At 37.5% G+C, this 19,305-nt stretch carries 19 protein-coding genes; 8 read left to right on the top strand and 11 right to left on the bottom strand.

Annotation, left to right across the window (positions count from 1 at the left end; all coding sequences use genetic code 11):
* The first annotated feature begins 9 nt into the window (after window positions 1-9).
* On the top strand, window positions 10-1,224 hold the full coding sequence (locus BCL90_RS24240) for a GAF domain-containing sensor histidine kinase (protein ID WP_121287888.1): 1,215 nt from the start codon (window positions 10-12) through the stop codon (window positions 1,222-1,224).
* A gap of 133 nt (window positions 1,225-1,357) precedes the next feature.
* Here BCL90_RS24240 and rlmB read toward each other — a convergent pair whose 3' ends face one another.
* Window positions 1,358-2,125 carry a 23S rRNA (guanosine(2251)-2'-O)-methyltransferase RlmB gene (gene rlmB / locus BCL90_RS24235; RefSeq protein ID WP_121287887.1) on the bottom strand — a complete coding sequence of 256 codons (768 nt, stop codon included), beginning with the start codon at window positions 2,123-2,125 and terminating at the stop codon, window positions 1,358-1,360.
* A gap of 200 nt (window positions 2,126-2,325) precedes the next feature.
* Between rlmB and dnaB the strand changes: the two genes are divergently transcribed.
* Complete coding sequence (gene dnaB / locus BCL90_RS24230) at window positions 2,326-3,888, top strand: replicative DNA helicase (RefSeq protein ID WP_121287886.1); 1,563 nt, start codon at window positions 2,326-2,328, stop codon at window positions 3,886-3,888.
* 490 nt (window positions 3,889-4,378) lie between these two features.
* Here dnaB and chrA read toward each other — a convergent pair whose 3' ends face one another.
* Window positions 4,379-5,596 (bottom strand): chromate efflux transporter, encoded by a 1,218-nt coding sequence (chrA, locus tag BCL90_RS24225; protein ID WP_121287885.1) that lies wholly within the window; start codon window positions 5,594-5,596, stop codon window positions 4,379-4,381.
* A gap of 36 nt (window positions 5,597-5,632) precedes the next feature.
* Complete coding sequence (locus BCL90_RS24220; RefSeq protein ID WP_090979096.1) at window positions 5,633-5,968, bottom strand: tetratricopeptide repeat protein; 336 nt, start codon at window positions 5,966-5,968, stop codon at window positions 5,633-5,635.
* A 131-nt stretch (window positions 5,969-6,099) separates the two neighbouring features.
* Here BCL90_RS24220 and BCL90_RS24215 point away from each other — a divergent pair, with 131 nt between their 5' ends.
* The 5 genes from BCL90_RS24215 (at window position 6,100) to BCL90_RS24195 (ending at window position 11,275) form a co-directional block, all read left to right on the top strand.
* Window positions 6,100-6,837, top strand: coding sequence for an electron transfer flavoprotein subunit beta/FixA family protein (locus tag BCL90_RS24215; RefSeq protein ID WP_121287884.1), 738 nt, complete (start codon window positions 6,100-6,102; stop codon window positions 6,835-6,837).
* A gap of 102 nt (window positions 6,838-6,939) precedes the next feature.
* Window positions 6,940-7,908, top strand: coding sequence for an electron transfer flavoprotein subunit alpha/FixB family protein (locus tag BCL90_RS24210; protein ID WP_121287883.1), 969 nt, complete (start codon window positions 6,940-6,942; stop codon window positions 7,906-7,908).
* Between the two features lie 51 nt (window positions 7,909-7,959).
* Window positions 7,960-8,574, top strand: coding sequence for a bifunctional nuclease family protein (locus BCL90_RS24205; RefSeq protein WP_121287882.1), 615 nt, complete (start codon window positions 7,960-7,962; stop codon window positions 8,572-8,574).
* 187 nt (window positions 8,575-8,761) lie between these two features.
* Entirely contained in the window at window positions 8,762-10,141 is a 1,380-nt protein-coding gene (locus BCL90_RS24200; RefSeq protein WP_121287881.1) for a nucleoside permease, read from the top strand.
* Window positions 10,142-10,153: 12 nt separating this feature from the next.
* Entirely contained in the window at window positions 10,154-11,275 is a 1,122-nt protein-coding gene (locus BCL90_RS24195) for a DUF3667 domain-containing protein (protein ID WP_121287880.1), read from the top strand.
* Between the two features lie 70 nt (window positions 11,276-11,345).
* Here BCL90_RS24195 and BCL90_RS24190 read toward each other — a convergent pair whose 3' ends face one another.
* The 8 genes from BCL90_RS24190 to BCL90_RS24155 all read right to left on the bottom strand — a co-directional run bounded on the left by BCL90_RS24190 (window position 11,346) and on the right by BCL90_RS24155 (window position 18,021).
* Window positions 11,346-12,635: a citrate synthase gene (locus tag BCL90_RS24190; protein ID WP_121287879.1), complete on the bottom strand. Its 1,290-nt coding sequence runs from the start codon at window positions 12,633-12,635 to the stop codon at window positions 11,346-11,348.
* Between the two features lie 133 nt (window positions 12,636-12,768).
* Window positions 12,769-13,299 (bottom strand): DUF3347 domain-containing protein, encoded by a 531-nt coding sequence (locus tag BCL90_RS24185; protein WP_121287878.1) that lies wholly within the window; start codon window positions 13,297-13,299, stop codon window positions 12,769-12,771.
* A gap of 96 nt (window positions 13,300-13,395) precedes the next feature.
* The gene (locus BCL90_RS24180; protein WP_121287877.1) at window positions 13,396-13,947 is read right to left on the bottom strand and encodes a hypothetical protein; all 552 of its coding nucleotides are present in this window, start codon (window positions 13,945-13,947) and stop codon (window positions 13,396-13,398) included.
* Between the two features lie 154 nt (window positions 13,948-14,101).
* Window positions 14,102-14,626, bottom strand: coding sequence for an outer membrane beta-barrel protein (locus BCL90_RS24175; RefSeq protein WP_121287876.1), 525 nt, complete (start codon window positions 14,624-14,626; stop codon window positions 14,102-14,104).
* Between the two features lie 117 nt (window positions 14,627-14,743).
* Window positions 14,744-15,673: a tRNA (adenosine(37)-N6)-dimethylallyltransferase MiaA gene (gene miaA, locus BCL90_RS24170; protein WP_121287875.1), complete on the bottom strand. Its 930-nt coding sequence runs from the start codon at window positions 15,671-15,673 to the stop codon at window positions 14,744-14,746.
* Window positions 15,673-16,458, bottom strand: a complete 786-nt coding sequence (locus tag BCL90_RS24165) for a hypothetical protein (RefSeq protein ID WP_121287874.1) — start codon at window positions 16,456-16,458, stop codon at window positions 15,673-15,675. The genes miaA and BCL90_RS24165 overlap by 1 nt, the downstream gene beginning before the upstream one ends.
* A 53-nt stretch (window positions 16,459-16,511) precedes the next feature.
* Window positions 16,512-16,874 (bottom strand): hypothetical protein, encoded by a 363-nt coding sequence (locus tag BCL90_RS24160; RefSeq protein WP_121287873.1) that lies wholly within the window; start codon window positions 16,872-16,874, stop codon window positions 16,512-16,514.
* 52 nt (window positions 16,875-16,926) lie between these two features.
* Entirely contained in the window at window positions 16,927-18,021 is a 1,095-nt protein-coding gene (locus BCL90_RS24155; protein WP_166792279.1) for an MBL fold metallo-hydrolase, read from the bottom strand.
* A 262-nt stretch (window positions 18,022-18,283) separates the two neighbouring features.
* Between BCL90_RS24155 and BCL90_RS24150 the strand changes: the two genes are divergently transcribed.
* On the top strand, window positions 18,284-19,300 hold the full coding sequence (locus tag BCL90_RS24150) for a LacI family DNA-binding transcriptional regulator (RefSeq protein ID WP_121287871.1): 1,017 nt from the start codon (window positions 18,284-18,286) through the stop codon (window positions 19,298-19,300).
* The last annotated feature ends 5 nt before the right edge of the window (window positions 19,301-19,305 follow it).

Here is a 19,305-nt window from a genome sequence, read left to right as displayed (position 1 = left end):
TACCAAGATTTGAACAATACACCAAACCTCCCCGATTACGAAAAACAGCGTCTGCAAGCCTTAGATTCCTACCAGATTATGGATAGCCTGCCTGAAGAGGATTTCGATGAGCTCACCAAAATGGCTTCCCAGATTTGTGGAACACCCATCGCACTGATTACCTTGGTAGACAGCTCGCGCCAATGGTTTAAAAGTAAGCTGGGCATTGATGTTCAGCAAACCCCCAGAGAACATGCTTTTTGCGCACATACCATTACTGATCCATCTGGAATACTGATAGTGAGCAACGCAAAGGAAGACCGGCGATTTGCCGAAAACCCGCTTGTTACAGATGACCCCAATATTGCCTTCTATGCTGGGATTTCTCTGCAGACCCCGGAAGGGATGCAACTAGGTTCGCTATGCGTGATCGATACTGTACCACGAACACTAGATGAACAGCAGCTATGGTCGCTGAAGGTACTGGGTAAACAGGTAATTGCCCACATGGAGCTGAGAAAGAAACTGCTACTGCTCAGCGAGGCGAACAGACATCTTACTGAGACCAATCAATTTATGCAACAGTTTGCTACAGCTGCTGCCCACGACATCAAAAACCCATTAAGTACCATTTCTATGAGTGCAGAGCTTTTGACTCGTCACCTGGAGCATAGTGGTGACCAAAAGGGGCAAAGGTTGGCATCGACCAGCCTAAATGGTGCAAAAGCCCTCGCGAAACTGATTAACGATATGCTCGACTATTCTATCAGACCAGAAATTCTGACGGCGCAACACGAACCCATCGAACTTAGTGGCTTCCTTCGTAAAACGGTATCTATGCTCAGCATTCCCGAAAATGTACAAATCAGCTTCCCGGAAGCAAAGATAGAGATCAGCACTTCAGCAATCGCGCTCCAGCAGATCATGATCAACCTATTAACCAACTCAGTAAGGTATAACGACAAACAGACTTGCCTGATCCAAATCAGTTGTGTAATTAAAGACGACCTAGCCAACATTACCGTTTGCGATAACGGGATGGGCATCAGAAAAGAAGAACTGGAACGTATCTTTCAAAGAAATGTTACCCTAAATACCGCTGACCGCTTCGCCCAGAGCGGAACAGGAATTGGCCTTGCGACGGTAAAACTTTTAGTCGAGAAACTTGGTGGACAAATCAGCGTCCGGTCTACCCCTGGCACAGGCAGTGCCTTTACCGTTACGATCAGATCGAAAAAAAGCTAGCACTTATAACAATTTGAAAATTGTTATAAAACAAAAAAGGGCTGTATTATAGATTCACTTAGAATTTTTCACGTTAACCATTCTATATCCATGATACAGCCTATCTTTCTAAGTTATTAATTGCACCAATCCCTTAAACAGTTCTCTGTCTAACAGCTTCATATAAAATTACCCCTGCAGCTACTGAAACGTTTAGCGATTCGATTTTTCCCGCCATTGGTATTTTAGCTAAATGATCAGCCACCCTTAAAAGATCATTAGAAATTCCTTCATCTTCAGAGCCCATTACAATTGCTGTAGGCATGGTATAATCCGGTGCGTAAATAAAATAGCTAGTTTTTTCGGTGCAGGCTACTATCTGCAGACCACTTTCTTGTAAAAACAAGCAGGTTTTGTGCAGGTTAGCATGGCGACAAATCGGAATGCTGAATAATGCACCTGCAGAGGTTTTAATAGCATCGGCATTAATTTGTGCCGCATTTTTTAATGGAACAATTATGGCGTGAACACCTACGCAAGCAGCCGTACGTGCTATTGCACCCATATTGCGGACATCAGTTACGCTATCTAAAACTAAAATTAATGGAACTTCACCTTTTTCGAAAACGGTTGGAATGATGTCTTCAATATTTTGATAAGTAATTGGAGAAATTACAGCAATAACACCTTGATGGTTTTTCTGCGACATGCGATTCAGCTTCTCAATTGGAACTGAATTTAAAGGAATCAAAGTATCTTTTAACAAGGCTTTTAATTCTAGAAAAAGTTCCCCGCCCAAACCGCGTTGCTGATAAATTGTTTCAATGTCTCTTCCTGCTTTAACGGCTTCTATTACGGCCCTGATGCCGAATACAAACTCATTATTCTCTTTTGCGCGTTGCGGTCTTCTAAAATTATCCATGTTTTGAAATTGTTAGGCAAAAGTATTCAAATAAAATGTTTTAGCCTTAAACAATGTGTTCCTTATTAACATTTAATTGTTTAAAAATTTTTATGACATCACAAATGCAATAAAATTCAATCTGATTATGCTTCAATTTGTTAACAAAGAGCTAGTAACTAATTCAAACAACACCATCAAAAATTGATTACTTTTGTGGAATGAGTATCGATAACGAACAAGGCGGAAAGAACAGTATGACTGCTAGAAAAAGCAGGTTAAGTAATACCATAAGTTCACAGGGGAAAATCCCCCCTCAGGCGTTAGACCTTGAGGAAGCAGTTCTTGGGGCTTTAATGCTCGAAAAAGATGCACTTTCTGCTGTAATTGATGTTTTAAAACCAGAGGTTTTCTATAACATTGCCCACCAGAAAATTTTTGAAGCGATTCATATTCTATTTCAGAAATCGCGACCAGTTGATATTTTAACAGTAACGGCAGAACTGCGAACATTAGGCTCTTTAGAAATGGTAGGTGGCGCCTACTACATTACCAACTTAACCAATAGAGTTGCTTCAGCAGCGAATATCGAGTTTCACGCACGTATTATTTCTCAGAAATATATTCAGCGTGAACTGATCAGAATCTCAACTGAAATCATTACAAATGCATACGAAGATACGACTGATATTTTCGACCTCTTAGATCAGGCAGAAAAAGGACTTTTCGAAATTGCCCAGAATAACCTGCGTAGAGATACACAGAAAATGGACGATATCATTAAACAATCGTTAGCTACACTTGAGGAACTCCGCACCAAAACCGATGGTTTAACTGGTGTGCCAACGGGTTTTACCGGCTTAGACAGAATTACCGGTGGCTGGCAAAAACAGGATTTGGTAATTATCGCTGCACGTCCGGCGATGGGGAAAACGGCCTTCGTACTAACCTGTGCGAGAAACGCCACCGTCGATTTCGCAAAACCAACTGTAGTATTCTCTCTAGAGATGTCGTCGGTTCAGCTGGTGAATCGTTTAATTTCAGGAGAAGCAGAAATTGAGCAGGAAAAAATCAGAAAAGGAAATTTACAGGAATGGGAATGGCAACAGCTGCACAGTAAAATTGGCCGCTTAACCGAAGCTCCCCTGTTAATTGATGATACCCCGGCATTGAATATTTTTGAATTCAGGGCAAAATGCAGAAGATTAAAATCGCAATACGATATCCAATTGGTAATTGTCGATTACTTGCAGTTAATGCATGGTAAAGGCGAAGGAAAAGGCGGTGGTAACCGTGAGCAGGAAATTGGTAGTATTTCGAGAGCGCTAAAATCGGTTGCTAAAGAGCTAGATGTACCGGTACTGGCCCTATCACAGTTAAGTCGTGCGGTAGAGAGCAGACCAGGTTTACAAGGAAAACGGCCAATGTTATCCGATTTACGTGAGTCGGGTTCAATTGAGCAGGATGCGGATATGGTATTATTCTTGTACCGCCCTGAATATTACGGTATTACCGAAGATGAGCAAGGAAGGTCGCAAGCAGGTATTGGTGAGGTTATCATTGCAAAACACCGTAACGGTGAAACCGGAATTGTACCACTTAAATTTATTGGTAAATTTGTGAAGTTTACGGATTTGGAAGATGATTTTAATGCTCCGCCAAATTCATTTGCTGCAGATCCGTCTGCCGGAATGTACCCATCTCAGGATTTCGAGAAACAAAGCAACGTCATTATCCGTCCTTCAAAAATGGATGATTATAATGATGATGATCCACCGTTTTAGGAAATTTCAAACGAGCTAAAATGCACAAAAATCTCATGTCATACATATTGATCTTTGTGAAATAATTATTCCTCTTGGGGCGAAAGGCTTCAATAGATTTGATCGTCATTCCCGCGCAGGCGGGAATCTTAATCTTTAGGCTTATGGCATTAAGATTCCCAATCAAGTTGGGAATGACGACCCAACGAAATGTATTAATTCATTTAAATTCCCCTGTTATTCATATTGTTTTTATGCAATAAACTACATAAGCATAACAACAAGTATTTCAGCTTCAATATAAAAGACCAAACTATCGGCACAGGCCCGAAAAACTAACCTCGTAGCACCAAGCCCAACCAATCTAAACCCGATAAAACGAATGCTCCCGATTCTTCATCGGAGCAGCAGTGATAGCGGGAATACATTAACCTACGTTGCACTGTAATTGCTTTCCAGGTTCTAACTTTTTTTTATAAGCCCAATCGCAATCTGTTAATTAGTATGGCATTTAAAATAAATATCCAACCAGGATTCCAGCCAGTACAATTAATGGCGGACTTATCTTAGTGAAATTAAGCAACAGAAATGTAGCGGCCATTATCCCTAAAAATAGCCAGTTAAAACCCATTGGTATTAACAGCAGCACAAAAGCAGCAATAATAAAACCAACACTAACGGCATTAATTCCTGAAAGGCTATGACGGATTCTCGAGATCTTTTTTAAATCATCCCAGAAGGGTACAATAAATAAAACAAGGATAAGTCCAGGTAAGTTAATACCGATCACGCCAATTAATCCTCCTAAAATCTGTCCCCATAATCCGTATCCAAAATTCTTCATGCTTAATGCACCTAAGTAACTGGTAAAAGAAAATGTTGGACCAGGTAAAGCTTGTTGTAATGCAAAGCCCGATAAAAATCCAGATGAAGGCAAATAATGTTTCATCTCTACAAACTCGGTAAACATTAAAGGCACAAGTACCTGTCCACCTCCAAAAACCAATATTCCGTTACGATAAAAGTTTTCGAGCAAACGAATTGGTAAACTAAAAGGCGAGGTCCTGTTTATAATTGCACCTACTAACGCAAATAAAAGCAAAGCGCCTAAAAAGTAGATTAGTTTCTTGGGATTGATATTCGAAAAAAGTTTAACCCTTAACTCAGTTTCCTCTTTTGGTGTTTCGATAGCGGAAGAAATCATTCCACCTATCAATATTGACAATGGAAATACATAGGCGTTTCTTAAAACTAATGTGGCAATAACCGAAGCAATGGCCAGAAATATAGAAACCTGAGAGGATAAAACCTTTTTGCCCAGTTTCCATGCGCCATAAGCTACTATCCCCAGTGCAATTGGCTGGATGTATTCCAGAATATCATTAAACTTTTGTTTTTGATCAAGCAAAGCATAACTAATGGCTGCAAAAGTCATGATGGTCGCAGTGGGCAATATCCAGATCAGGAAAGTGATGATAGCCAGTTTAAGTTTTCCGACCTTCCAGGCTATTCCAACGAGGGTTTGCGTAGATGCTGGTCCGGGGAGTACCTGTGCCAGTGCATTTAACTCCAGGAGCTCTTCTTCCGAAATAAATTTGGTGCTCTGAACAAAATATTTAAGCAGCAAAGCCAGGTGCGCCTGCGCCCCGCCAAAAGAGGTGAATGTAAAAAAGATTACGTTCCTAATAAATAACCACTGTTTTTTTGCAGCTATAGGTTTTGTTTGCATTAGTTCAAAACTGAAAATTGATAACTGTTAACTGAACTAGTCGTCTTCATAATCTAATCCGGCGGCTGTATTGTAAGCACCCTGTAATTCTGAAAAAGCATGCATATCTCTTTTATTTCGGGCCACTTGCATCCCCTTCTGATAAATTTCGATTGCTTTCTCTTTTTGGTCATCTTTTTCCAATAACTTACCTAAATGATAGTAAGTGCCTACATAATCAGGATGTTTATCGGTTAACTGAAGGTAAAAAGAATAGGCTTTTTCTTTGTCATTTTGAGCGTTATACTCTGTGGCTAAGGCATATAGTATAAACGGATCGTTAGGATCGCTTTCTAAAAATTCTAATAACTTGCTTAAACGGGTGGATGACATTTTATTTCCTTGCTTTTTTAATTAAATTTGCAGAAAGACCTTATATAATAATGATATCATATATGAACCGATCAGCAGCTAAACAATTTTAGTTCCAGAACGTTCATAGCAATAAAAACCACTATTAACATATGAAAATATTAGTTTGTATCAGTAACGTGCCAGACACGACGACAAAAATAACTTTTACTAATGATAATACCGAATTCAATACGGCGGGAGTGCAATATATTGTTAATCCATACGATGAAATCGCTTTATCACGTGCAATTGAGTTAACCGAAGGTGGAAAAGGAACCGTAACTGCGATCAATGTTGGCGAAGCAGCTAACGATCCAACCATCAGGAAAGCACTGGCCATTGGTGCCGATGATGCAGTTAGGGTAAATGCAGCGCCAAGAGATGCTTATTTCGTGGCTAAACAGATTGCAGAATATGCAAAGGATAAAGATTTTGATCTGATTTTAACAGGCCGCGAATCTATCGATTATAACGGTAATCAGGTTGCTGCTATGGTTGGCGAATTTTTAGACATCCCTTCAATATCAATTATTAAAAAGTTAACTCTTGATGGCGATACTGCAACAATTGAAAGAGAGATTGAAGGTGGTAAAGAAGTTTTAACCGTTTCTGGTAAGTTTATTGCAAGTTGCGCTGAAGGTGTGGCAGAACCTAAAATCCCAACTATGCGTGGTATCATGAGTGCAAGAACTAAACCATTGACTGTGGTGGATGCTGTTGAAACTGAAGAAGTAGCCAAAGTAACGAAGTATGAAACTCCTGCTCCTCGTGGAACGGTAAAATTAATTCCTGCGGATCAAACAGAATCGTTAATTAGCTTACTTCACAGCGAAGCTAAAGTAATCTAACCAGTAAGGCAGTTAGCAATTTCCAGTTGCCTGGTATTGCAGCGTTAATAAATAATAATTAATTATAAAAAATAGCCCCTTTAGGGGATTAAGGGTAAATATATGTCAGTATTAGTATATGTAGAACAAGCTGAGGGAAAATTTAAGAAATCTGTTTTTGAAGCCGTTTCTTATGCCAAAGCCATTGCCGATCAACAGTCAACTCATTTAACCGCAATTTCTATTGGCGATGTAGCCGAAAGTGAATTAAAGGAATTAGGTAAATATGGTGCATCAAAAGTATTAAATGTAAATGCTGATCAATTAAAAACCTTTGTAAATCAGGCTTATGCAAGCGTTATTGCTGCTGCTGCAGAAAAAGAAAGTGCTGATATTATCGTTTTATCTAACTCTTTCTCTGGCAAAGGCCTAGCGCCGCGTATTGCAGTAAAACTTAAAGCAGGTTTAGCTGATGGCGCAGTAGAATTGCCAAGTACTGATGGTAAATTCTCGGTTAAGAAAACAGCTTTCTCAGGTAAAGCCTTCGCCATTACCGAATTAACATCGGCTAATAAAGTAATCGCTTTAAATCCAAATGCATTTGGCGTTAAAGAAAATGCTACAGATGCTGTAATAGAAGCGTTTAGTGCAGATGTTAAACAATCAGATTTAGGAACGGTTATCAAGGAGATCGTAAGGGCAACCGATAAGGTTTCACTACCTGATGCAGAATTAGTGGTTTCGGCTGGCAGAGGTTTAAAAGGACCAGAAAACTGGGGAATGATTGAAGAATTAGCTGGCTTGCTGGGCGCTGCTACTGCATGTTCTAAACCGGTATCGGATGCAGACTGGAGACCACACTCAGAACACGTTGGTCAAACTGGGATTGCGATTAGCCCTAACCTTTATATCGCTATTGGTATCTCTGGCGCGATCCAGCACCTGGCGGGGGTTAGTTCATCAAAAGTGATTGTTGTAATCAACAAGGATCCTGAAGCTCCTTTCTTCAAAGTGGCTGATTACGGTATTGTTGGTGATGCTTTTGAGGTTGTACCAAAATTAATTGAAGCATTAAAAGCACATAAAGGATAATATCTTATAGACCTTATAGGTTTTAATAACCTATAAGGTCTTACCATAAATATGAAAAAAGTTAAATTAGATATTGTAGGTTTATCTTACAGCCAGACTCAATCTGGTGCTTATGCCCTTGTTTTAGGAGAAGTAAATGGACGCCGCCGCTTACCGATTATTATTGGTGCATTTGAAGCGCAGGCCATTGCCATAGAAATTGAGAAAATGACTCCTAGTAGACCATTAACGCATGATTTATTCAAATCAATGGCTGATACTTTTCATATTAATATTAAGGAAATTATTATCTACAATCTGGTTGATGGTGTTTTTTATGCAAAGTTAATCTGTAGCGATGGTAAAAACACACATGAAGTTGACGCCAGAACATCTGATGCTATTGCTTTGGCCGTTCGGTTTAATGCCATGATTTATACTTACGAATTTATTTTGGCTTCTGCCGGAATCGTGATAGAAGGTAATGACTTTCTTTTTCTTGAAAACATGGATTCAATTGCTAAAGAACCAGAAGCCGATAGCATGCCAACCTCAACTCAGCAACAGGGTTTTGGCGATTTTACATTAGAAGAACTTCAACAAAAATTACAGGAAGCCATTGCCGAAGAAGCCTATGAAAAGGCCGCAAGATTAAGAGATGAATTGAATAAACGCGGAACATCTTAGTTTTGGTGGATCTAAAACGTTTATTCACTCAAATTTTGTCCGAATCTTTTTCTCAATTACCCTCTATAAAAGCTAAATTCTAAAATGAGCCAGATTATTTTAAATAATTTGGGTTCATTTTGGATTATCATTCAAAATAGTTCTATATTCAGCTTTTACTTTCAATCATTCAAACTAAATTATTATTATGAATGTTAAGTTTCGCTTAACTATAATGAGTTTCATGCAATTCTTTGTATGGGCTGCCTGGTTAATTACAATTGCAAATTATTGGTTTGGAACCAAACAATGGGACGGCGCAGATTTTGGAATCATTTTTTCTACTATGGGCATCGCCTCGCTGTTTATGCCTACCCTAACCGGTATTTTAGCCGATAAATGGATTAACGCAGAAAAACTTTATGCGATTTTGCATCTTCTTTACGCAGCAACCATGTTTTACCTGCCGCAGGTGAATGATCCGCACACTTTTTTTTGGGTAATATTGGTAGCCATGTGTTTTTACATGCCAACCATAGCGCTGAGCAATTCGATAAGTTACACGACCTTAAAAAATGGCAATTTCGATGTAATAAAAGACTTTCCGCCCATCAGGGTTTGGGGTACCATTGGTTTTATTGCTGCCATGTGGATTACCAATTTAACGGGTAACAAGGCAAGTGCCAACCAATTCTATATTGCAGGTATAAGTGCCTTATTGTTGGGTGTATACTCTTTTACGTTACCTGCTTGTAAACCTTTAAACTTAATCAGCGATAAAAAGACATTTACACAGAAACTCGGGCTCGAATCTTTTAAGCTTTTTACCGATTACAAAATGGCATTGTTTTTTATCTTCTCTATGTTTTTAGGAGCAGCATTGCAACTTACAAATGCTTATGGTGATGTTTTTCTTGATGAATTTAAATTATTTCCCGTTTTTGCAGAGTCATTTGTAATTAAATATTCTACCATCATTTTATCGATCTCTCAGATATCTGAAACACTGTTTATCCTGGCCATCCCTTTCTTTTTGAAAAGATTTGGTATTAAATGGGTAATTGCAATTGCCATGTTTGCCTGGGTACTGCGTTTTGGTTTATTTGCCTATGGCGATCCGTCAACCAACCTCTGGATGATCATTACTTCATGTATCGTTTACGGAATGGCATTCGATTTCTTTAACATATCAGGATCACTATTTGTTGAAACGTCAACTGCGCCAAAAATCCGTTCTTCTGCACAGGGTTTATTTATGATGATGACCAATGGTTTTGGTGCCGTGTTTGGCAGTTTGGTTTCAGGCTGGATGATTAGCCGCTTTTTTACCACTTACTATCATACCATCGGTTCGCTCTCCAAATATGTTAAAAGTGAGGAAGACAATGTACACTTGCTTAAATTTCTTAAAAATAAAGGGATTGATGTATTACCAAATGGAGACCTGAGCAGAGCCCTCGATGTAAAGGACTGGCATAACATCTGGTTAACTTTTACCATTTATGTACTTGTTATTGCAGTCGTTTTTGTGGTGATATTTAAACACAAACATACCCGGGCAGAAGTAGAAGCCATTAACCATTTATAATTTCAATTATCCATGTCAGCAGGTAAGTACAGAAAAGAACACAATTGCTTAAACTGTGGTTCGCACGTTGAAAGCCATTATTGCAGTAATTGTGGTCAGCCCAATTTAGAGCTAAAAGAAAGCTTTTGGGGCTTCATAAGCCATAGTATTGCCCATTATTTCCACTTCGACAATAAGTTTTTCCAGACACTAACCCCACTCCTAACGAAACCCGGTCAGGTTACACTTGATTATTTAGCTGGTAAAAGAGCGAGATACATCAATCCGGTTAGCATGTATATTTTTGTATCAATCGTTTACTTCTTAGTGGCGTATTCTCCTGAGCATCGCACTAATAACGATGAGCATATCGATGCAAAGACACGAGTTCAGCAAAAGGCTACTTTAGATACGGTTAATAGTAAACTTGAAAAAGCCGGTATTTTAGGAAAAGATCCGGTTATTGCAATCAAAGTTAAAGCAAAAATTAAAGAAGATTTAGACAGAAGTACTTTTAAAACCTTAGGCTTTAAGGAACAAGCGATTGTTTTAGTTGATTTGAAGAAACAACTAAAAGCCAATAAATCAGATTCTCTGGAAAAAGTTTTTAAAAGATTTAATACCATTCATAATGATAGAAATGACTCAACCTATGATGCTTACCTATCGAGACAAAAAACATTGCCTTTAATTGAAAGAGACAATTGGTTTAAACGAATGGCTACAAAACGTTCAATAACAATTGGCCAAAAATCTGAAGTGATACAGGAAACTTTAGAGCACAACAGGCCGAAACAATATTTTTTGCTGATGCCTTTACTTGCGATGTTTATTATGTGGAACTTCAGGAAAAATCACATTTACTATCTTGATCACCTGATATTTACGATACATGGAATGACAGCCTACTTCATTGTGTCGATTTTCACAAAACCATTTATGAAGTACATATTCGGCGAAGATTCTATAATATCCAATCTAATTGGGCTTGCTATTATCGTATGGATTTGCTGGTATATGTTTAATGCATTAAAAATATTCTATCAGCGTAAAAAAGTAATTGGCAAAATGATAATGATTTTTATTCTTTACGCTATTGCGTTTAAATTAACTGAAATGGTCATGTTGAATCTAATTTATTACGTTGCCACCTAGCTGGAAATAACCAGGCATAAAAAAAGCTTCAGAATTTTCGGAAGCTTTTTTTATGTAATTATAACTGGAGTTATTTTCTGTTTTTAATATCAACGAATTCCCTATCCGTTTCGCCAACATAAATCTGGCGTGGACGACCAATCGGTTCCTTATTCTCGTGCATTTCTTTCCATTGCGCAATCCATCCTGGTAAACGGCCTAAGGCAAATAGAACGGTAAACATTTCAGATGGAAAACCTAATGCGCGGTAAATAATACCTGAATAGAAATCTACATTTGGATATAATTTACGGTCGATGAAGTATTGATCGGTTAAAGCTGCTTCTTCCAGTTTTTTAGCAATTTCTAAAATCGGATCATCAATACCTAAGTTTTCTAAGATATCATCACAAGCTTTTTTAATGATTTTAGCTCTTGGATCGAAGTTTTTATAAACACGGTGACCAAAGCCCATCATACGGAACGGATCATTTTTATCTTTCGCTTTTGCAATCCATTTCTCTGTATCACCACCATCAGCTTTAATCAATTCTAACATATCGATCACAGCCTGGTTAGCACCACCATGTAATGGTCCCCAAAGTGCAGCAATACCAGCAGCAATTGAAGCATATAAATTACAATCAGAAGAACCTACAATACGAACAGTTGATGCGGAACAGTTTTGCTCGTGATCTGCATGCAGGATCAGCAATTTATTCATGGCATTCACAACAATCGGATTTACATCATAATCTTCAGTACGTTGTCCGAATGTCATCCAAAGAAAATTGGTTACATAATCGTATTTATTTTTTGGATAAATAAGCGGATGACCTAATGATTTTTTATAAACAAAAGAAACAATGGTTGGAAATTTAGCCAAAAGTTTAATAATGGTTAAATCTTGTTCTTCTGCAGTTTGATTTGGTTTTAAGCATTCAGGATAGAATGTAGACAATGAGAAGATTAGCGAACCCAATTGACCCATTGGATGAGATCTTGATGGATAACCATCAAAGAATTTCTTCATGTCCTCATGAATCAGGGTGTGCTTGCTGATATCAGCCTGTAAATCCTCCAGTTGTTTTTGTGTTGGAAGATCTCCGTAAATGATCAGATAAATCACTTCTAAAAAACTCGACTTTGCGGCAAGCTCTTCAATAGAATATCCCCTATATTTTAAAATGCCTTTTTCACCATCTAAAAAAGTGATTTTACTTTTTGTAGAACCAGTATTTTTAAAACCAGTATCTAAAGTTACGAAGCCCGTTAGATCTCTTAATTTCGAAATATCAATGGCCTTTTCATCTTCTGTTCCTGTAATTACTGGCAATTCTATTGTCTTACCATCAACTTTTATCTCTGCAATATCTGACATATTATTGTATTATGTTTATAGCTTTCTAAATTATATAAAATTAATATACATGCATAACAAATCTGTTAAATTAATATGAATAATTAGTCAAAATGAAGTAACAATCATGCTTAATTAAACCTGTTTTAGCACCTTATTTTGCTTTAATCTCTTCGGCAACTCTACCGCATTCTAACATTTCGTCACCATAATAAGGATTTTTAATTTCCTTTTCAGTTGATAACCAATCACCTCCGTCTCCTTTATTCGCCATAGGGCAATGCTGAACATATATAGTGCCTTTTTCTATTTCTGCATTTTTAAGTAAAGCGATTAAATCAGCACTTAAAACAGTGAAATCTTTTCGTTGCGAAACGAGATTCTTGCTTGCAACGATTTTGCCTGCAACAGCTGCAGTAGGCTCGCAACCTTTATAGGCAGCCAAACTCGTTTGTAACTTTGCTGCAGATTTTTGTGCACTGGCAGAATCTGATTTTACCAGCGCATTTTTTAAATCTACATACTGGTTAAAGATTTCAGATTTCTGCTTGTCTTTTATGGAAACCTCATTTTTAACCGATGCTGAATCCGTTTTTGTTGAATCTTTAGTTTCAGTAGATTTTTTTTCTGCCTGGTTGCAGGCCATTAGAATGGTAAGTACGGCTATCCCGAATATTCTTTTCATGGTATTTGGTTTTCGGCTCAAAATAGCAATTTAAATGGTAAATAAATAAAAAAGTCCCGATTTTCATCGGGACTCCAAAATTATATGATGTTTGAATTATAATTTAAAATTATAGGCCAGCCTCAAGTTAAATTGTCCTGTTTTCATGAAGTAAAGATCGGAAGCGCTGTTGTTTACATAACCTTCATATTTTACACCAAGATCAAGTCCGTTTTTCCATTCGTAACCTAAACCACCAGTATAAATAAAATTCATGTTAGCACCGTCTTTGATGGCCAGGCCCGAACCAAGTTCTGTAGCCAGGTACATCCTTTCAATTGGGAATACCCTAACACCGCCCATTACCGGAATGAATTCGAATTTTAAGGGGCTACCTTTCCATTTCAAACGGGTATAACCGCCAGAAGCTGTAACGGCTACATAAGGACTTAAATCATACTGAAGTTTTACGTCTGCACCATAACCATAATCCATTTCCGATTTGTCTGGAAATAATCCGGCATTTACACCTACGCCGATTTTGAAAGCCATTCCGCTTCCTGTAGTCATTGGCTCGGTGGAACCCATAGTTTGCGCTTTTAAATTAGAGGTGGTTAAAATTGCAAGAGCCGTTAAAGTCGTTGCAAAAAGTTTAGTAGCTGTTTTCATTTTAAAGATATTTAAGTTATTAATTAAGGATTTAACTTATTTACGTTAAAACAGCTAAGGTGGATTTTCAATTTTTCACTTTTTTCAGAATGTTATGAAATAATAAAGCCCCAACTAAAGTCGGGGCTTTCCATATTATTTAGCGGGATGACGACTATAAGTTAAATCCGTAAGCTAAACGTAGGCCAACATAACCAGTGCTAGTACCATTTCTAGCTAAACCTTCATATTTAAGACCTAAATCTAAACCGTTACTCCATGCATAACCAACAGCTGGTGAATATACAAATGATGTACCGCTACCTTCATTAGTACCGAAACCAGCACCTAGCTCTGCAAGACCATAAGCACCTGCACCTGAATCATTAAAGAAATATTTAACGCCAGCTTTTACAGGAATATAACCAAAGTCTACACCATCAACTGTGATATTACCCACAGTAATATCCTTAGCTAAGAAACGGGTATAACCAGCAGTTACAGGAATTGATAATTGTTTATCGATATCAAACTGATAACGTAAATCTGCACCAAGAGCTACATTGTATCCATCACTGGTAGGTACACCACCGATAATTCCTATTCCTAATTTTGGAGAAGATTGCGCATTAGCATTTGTAGTAAAGAATAAAGCCACGACAGCTGCTGAGGTAGCAATAATTTTAGTAATTGTTTTCATTTTAATATTATTATTTTTGAGTTAAACTAATATACTTGAACAAATACAAAGGCTGTGCCAAAAGGGCTTTTTCGTTGTTTTTAATAGATAAAGCAACGTTAAAATGACCGATGATTTTTAATTGAGTTTTACTGAAACTTTTTCCAGAACTTGCTGTTGTAACTGGTTAGCAGGTGCCGATGCATCCAGCCAGATAATCTCCACATTGTCCTTTTCCATTTTCCTGAAAAAAGTGTTTTGTCTTTTGGCGTATTGACAAATGGCAATGCCAAGTCTCAGCTTTAGCTCATCAAAAGTGAATAAGCCATCCAGGTAATTCACAATGAATTTATATTCCAAGCCATAGAAAACCAGCATTTCTTTACTAATACCTTCTTTAAGCAATTGCTCTACCTCTTCAATTAAGCCTGCCTTAAATCTTTGATCGAGCCTTGCCAGGATTTTCGCTCGTGTTATTTCGACTTCATTTTTTAATCCAAAAATAATGGGTTTAACTTCGGGCCGCTCTACCACTTCCAGTGTGTGATATTTTAAATAATCTGCTACTTCTAATGCGCGGATCAATCTCTTTTTAGAGGATAAATCAACATGATTGGTATCCTGGCTTTTATCATTTTGCAATTTTAAAATCAATTCCTCTTTCGATAATAAATTTAGCTGATCTCTAAACTGTTGATTTACCGGAATGGCGGTAAAAGTTTGATTTTGCAAAAGGCTGTGGATATACATTCCTGTTCCGCCACAAAGGATAGGTATTTTGTTTTTTTGTGTTATAGATTCAAAGGCCTGATAGAAGTCGTTTTTAAAAGCATCTACATGATAACGTTCTCCAGGTGCTAAAATATCAATTAAATGATAAGGGATTTTTTTTCCGTAAATATGATATTCTTGCAGGTCTTTCCCTGTGCCAATATCCATTCGTTTAAATACCTGTCGGCTATCAGCACTAATAATTTCTCCATTTAAAACATCCGCTATGCTTACGGCCAGTTTAGTTTTGCCGGATGCCGTGGCCCCTAAAATAATGATGAGATTGTGCTGATCCATTAAAACTGGAGAATAAACTTTAAACTTCCTGTATTAAACACTTCTTGTGCAAAAACCTCCTGGTCTTTTTTAAGCTGACGATTTAGATTTTCATCTAATCCGTAAATCTGAGGTTCCAAAACCGCAGTTTGCCTGAAACCCAATTTAATATAAGCCTCTCCTGCAGACCAGTCCCGATCTGCATAAGTCATCAAGTCATTAGGTTTATAAGTTGCAGCGAAAAAGGAAATCAATTTACTTAATCCGCCGGTAATGGAATAGCCTGCTTTAACGGCAAACCTGATCAGTTCTGCAGATTTATAATTTTCGGTATGATTCATTTTGCGCAGTGCAGAAAAGGTAGCTACAGCCACAAGTTCATCTTTTTCAAATAAACCAATTTTATAACGGCTACTTACTGATCCCTGTAAATGGTTTTCTGTTAAAAAAGAATCAGCAACGGGTTTAGTAATTTTGCATACTTTGGTTTTCCTGCCATGAATGCGAATGTTTTCACCAATCAGAGATTTTATTCTCGCTAAAACCTGGTCTGGTTTTGATAGCCAAAGGTCTTCCCATAAGTGCATGAGTTTAGTGCCTTCCTGATGATGATATCTTTCTTGAAGTTCAATGAGTGCCTGCGGGCTGAAGTTATTATTTAAACTTACCAGGTTGATGATCAATTGATGATTAATCCGTAATAACTGAAATCCATCCTCTAAATAAAAAAAACAACCAATTTTGTGATGAGCAAGTGATAAACTAAATTGATGGTGCCAGTTATCCTGGGAAATTAAATTATTCAATCAGCAGAATTTATTCAGAAAAATTATCTGCTGCAAATTTAACCATCAGATTGTTAAATCCATTCTTTTTCTTTAAAGTTAGTATGGATAATCTCCACTAAAGTTTCTACTTCCTTTAATTTGGCATCATCAAGGGTTGAAATTTTAAAACCCGCTTTATGATCACCAAAATCGTGTAAATCATGATTTTCTGCAGAAAATTCATCTGTATTGATTTTAACTTCTACAACATCACCGTTAATATAAACACCTGTAAAAAAACGTTCGGTCACTTTTTCGCCGTCTAATTCAATATTTTTCTCACTGTAGAGATCATACCCGTTTTCCGAATTTTCGTGTACCGTATATCCGCGGGTGGCGTAGGGCTGTATTCCGGCTCTAATGGTCTGAAAAATTTCAACAAGATCAGTTTTCATAATTGTATTTGATTTTAGAATTAAACACCATAGTACAACTATTGTTTAGTTTTTATTCTGTTAGCCACCAATTTTCAGTTGGTAAATATTCGTTTAAAATTATGGTTTCGCCCAATTTTGGGGTAACTAAAGGAAGCTGTTTCGCTGTAGCCGCTAAAACAACTCTTTTAACAGGTTCGTTCCATGGATGCATAGCTAAGCTAAATTTTCCCCAATGCACTGGCATTAAAACTTTTGCTTTTAAATCGATTGCCGCCTGCACCGTTTGTTCCGGAAACATGTGGATGTACGGCCAATAGGCATTGTATTGCCCACACTCGAGCAGGGCTAAATCAAATGGGCCAAACTCCTCACCTATTTTGGCGAAGTGTGTATCATATCCAGAATCGCCACCTAAAAATAGTTGGCAGTTTGCAGTTCTCAGTACAAAGGCCGACCAAAGCGTTTGATTTCTTTTAAATTTTCTCCCGGTAAAATGTCTCGCCGGAACAGCTGTTAATTGCAAGTTGTTAAACAATGTTATTGATTCGTTCCAGCTCAGTTCATTTATATTTTCTTTCTTAATCCCCCATCGCTCCAGATGTGAACCTACTCCCAGCGAAGTAACAATACTTTTAACTTGTGGTGCAATTTTTAAAATACTATTATAATCAAGGTGATCATAATGGTCGTGTGTGATGATCAGGATATCGATATTTTTAAATTCCTCTGCTTTTATTACGTCGGTGCCAAAAAAAGCCTTACTCCCGATAAATGAAAATGGAGAAGGGGTTTTGCTAAATATAGGATCAACCAGAATTCTCAAACCAGCTATTTTAATCAGGTAAGATGAATGTCCAAACCAGATAATTTCGGGAGCATCGCTTTTAGGACTACCGTTTAAGTCGGGTAAAATATATGGAAGCGCTTTATCCGGAGCCTTATTCGGGTGTTTTTCGAAAAGAAATGCGCTTAAAACCTTAAAAAAGCTAACCCCTTCAGGTTGCATGAGCGTTAACGACTCATTTTGCAGGGCACCATCACGATAATTAGTCAGGTGGCGGATTTTTTCCAATCGTAATCCTTTCGGCAAACGCCCAAAAACCGGAAGATTTATAATGACTAAAAATGCAATAAAGAGAACGAGTACAATATATATGGTGATCATGTTATTTATTAATTCAGGCAAATTATAAATATGCTTTTATAAAAATAACATGCCATGGATATTTGACGTATGGATTACTGTTAAGGATTTTAAACAGCAGTTCCCCGACTGGCTACGGCATTGTTGTATAACGAACCTTAATTTATAATTGAAAAAGATTGATATTCATAATAGCGGAAAGATTGAGAAAAAGACATCGCAAACGTTTGATTAATTTGTATTATTACATACCGAAGAAATTTAATGTAGTTTAGCACTCAGAATGCAGTCGAAACCAACAACCATCAAAGAAATAGCCAGAATCTTAAACATTTCTCCATCCAGTGTTTCAAGGGGATTACATGATCATCCGAGCATTGGGGCGGTTACCAAAGAGAAAATTAAGCAGCTGGCGAAGTCGTTAAACTATGAGCCTAACAATGCGGCAATTCTTTTTCAAAAAGGGAAAACATATACTATTGGCGTAATTTTACCAGAGCTATCAGAATATTTTTTCTCCGTCGCTATTTCAGCAATTGAAGATGAAGCTATTAAGAAAAATTATACCGTAATTTTTGCTCAATCGCACGATCATTATGAGCAGGAAGTAAAGCTCGTTGAAAAAATGAAAAATCAGCGGGTAGACGGTTTATTGGTTTCCATCAGTAAAGAAACTTCCAGGTTCGATCATTTCGAAAAACTTAATTCTTTTAATATACCAGTCGTATTTTTTGATCGGATACCGCCATTAAAAAACGTGCATTATGTTGCGTGTAGTTTAGAAAGTGCAACAGTAAAGGCTGTAAACTATCTTCTGAAAAAGGGACACAGAAGTATTGGAATGATTAATGGACCGAGCACCTTATATGCGAGTGAGGAGCGCAAGGATGGTTATATGCGGGCAATTGCTTTTAACCGCTTAAAATTCGATCCATCTTTAGTGGTAAACTGCGATTTAACCGAACAAGGTACAATAGACGCTGCCGGACAGTTTTTAAACCACAAAAGAAAACCGACGGCTATCGTTGTTTTTAATGATTATGTGGCGCTGTTTCTAATCAGACACTTTAAAAAATTAAATGTAATTAATGATTATGATATCGTGAGTTACTCAAATTTACCTATTATCAGTTACTTGGATAATTCACCTATAGCTTCGGTAGAGCAATATCCATATTTGCAGGGACAAAAAGCCGCCAATATCTTGTTAGATCTTATTCATAGTCCAAATTCTGAGAACCGGGCCTATTACAATACCATTGTAGAATCTGATTTGATTATAAACGAGGTAAAAGAATAAACCAA

The sequence above is a fragment of the Pedobacter alluvionis genome (genome assembly GCF_003664035.1).
Taxonomy (GTDB): Bacteria; Bacteroidota; Bacteroidia; order Sphingobacteriales; family Sphingobacteriaceae; genus Pedobacter; species Pedobacter alluvionis.
Note: the sequence above shows the minus strand (reverse complement) of the source record. Positions and strands in the feature narration are given on the sequence as shown.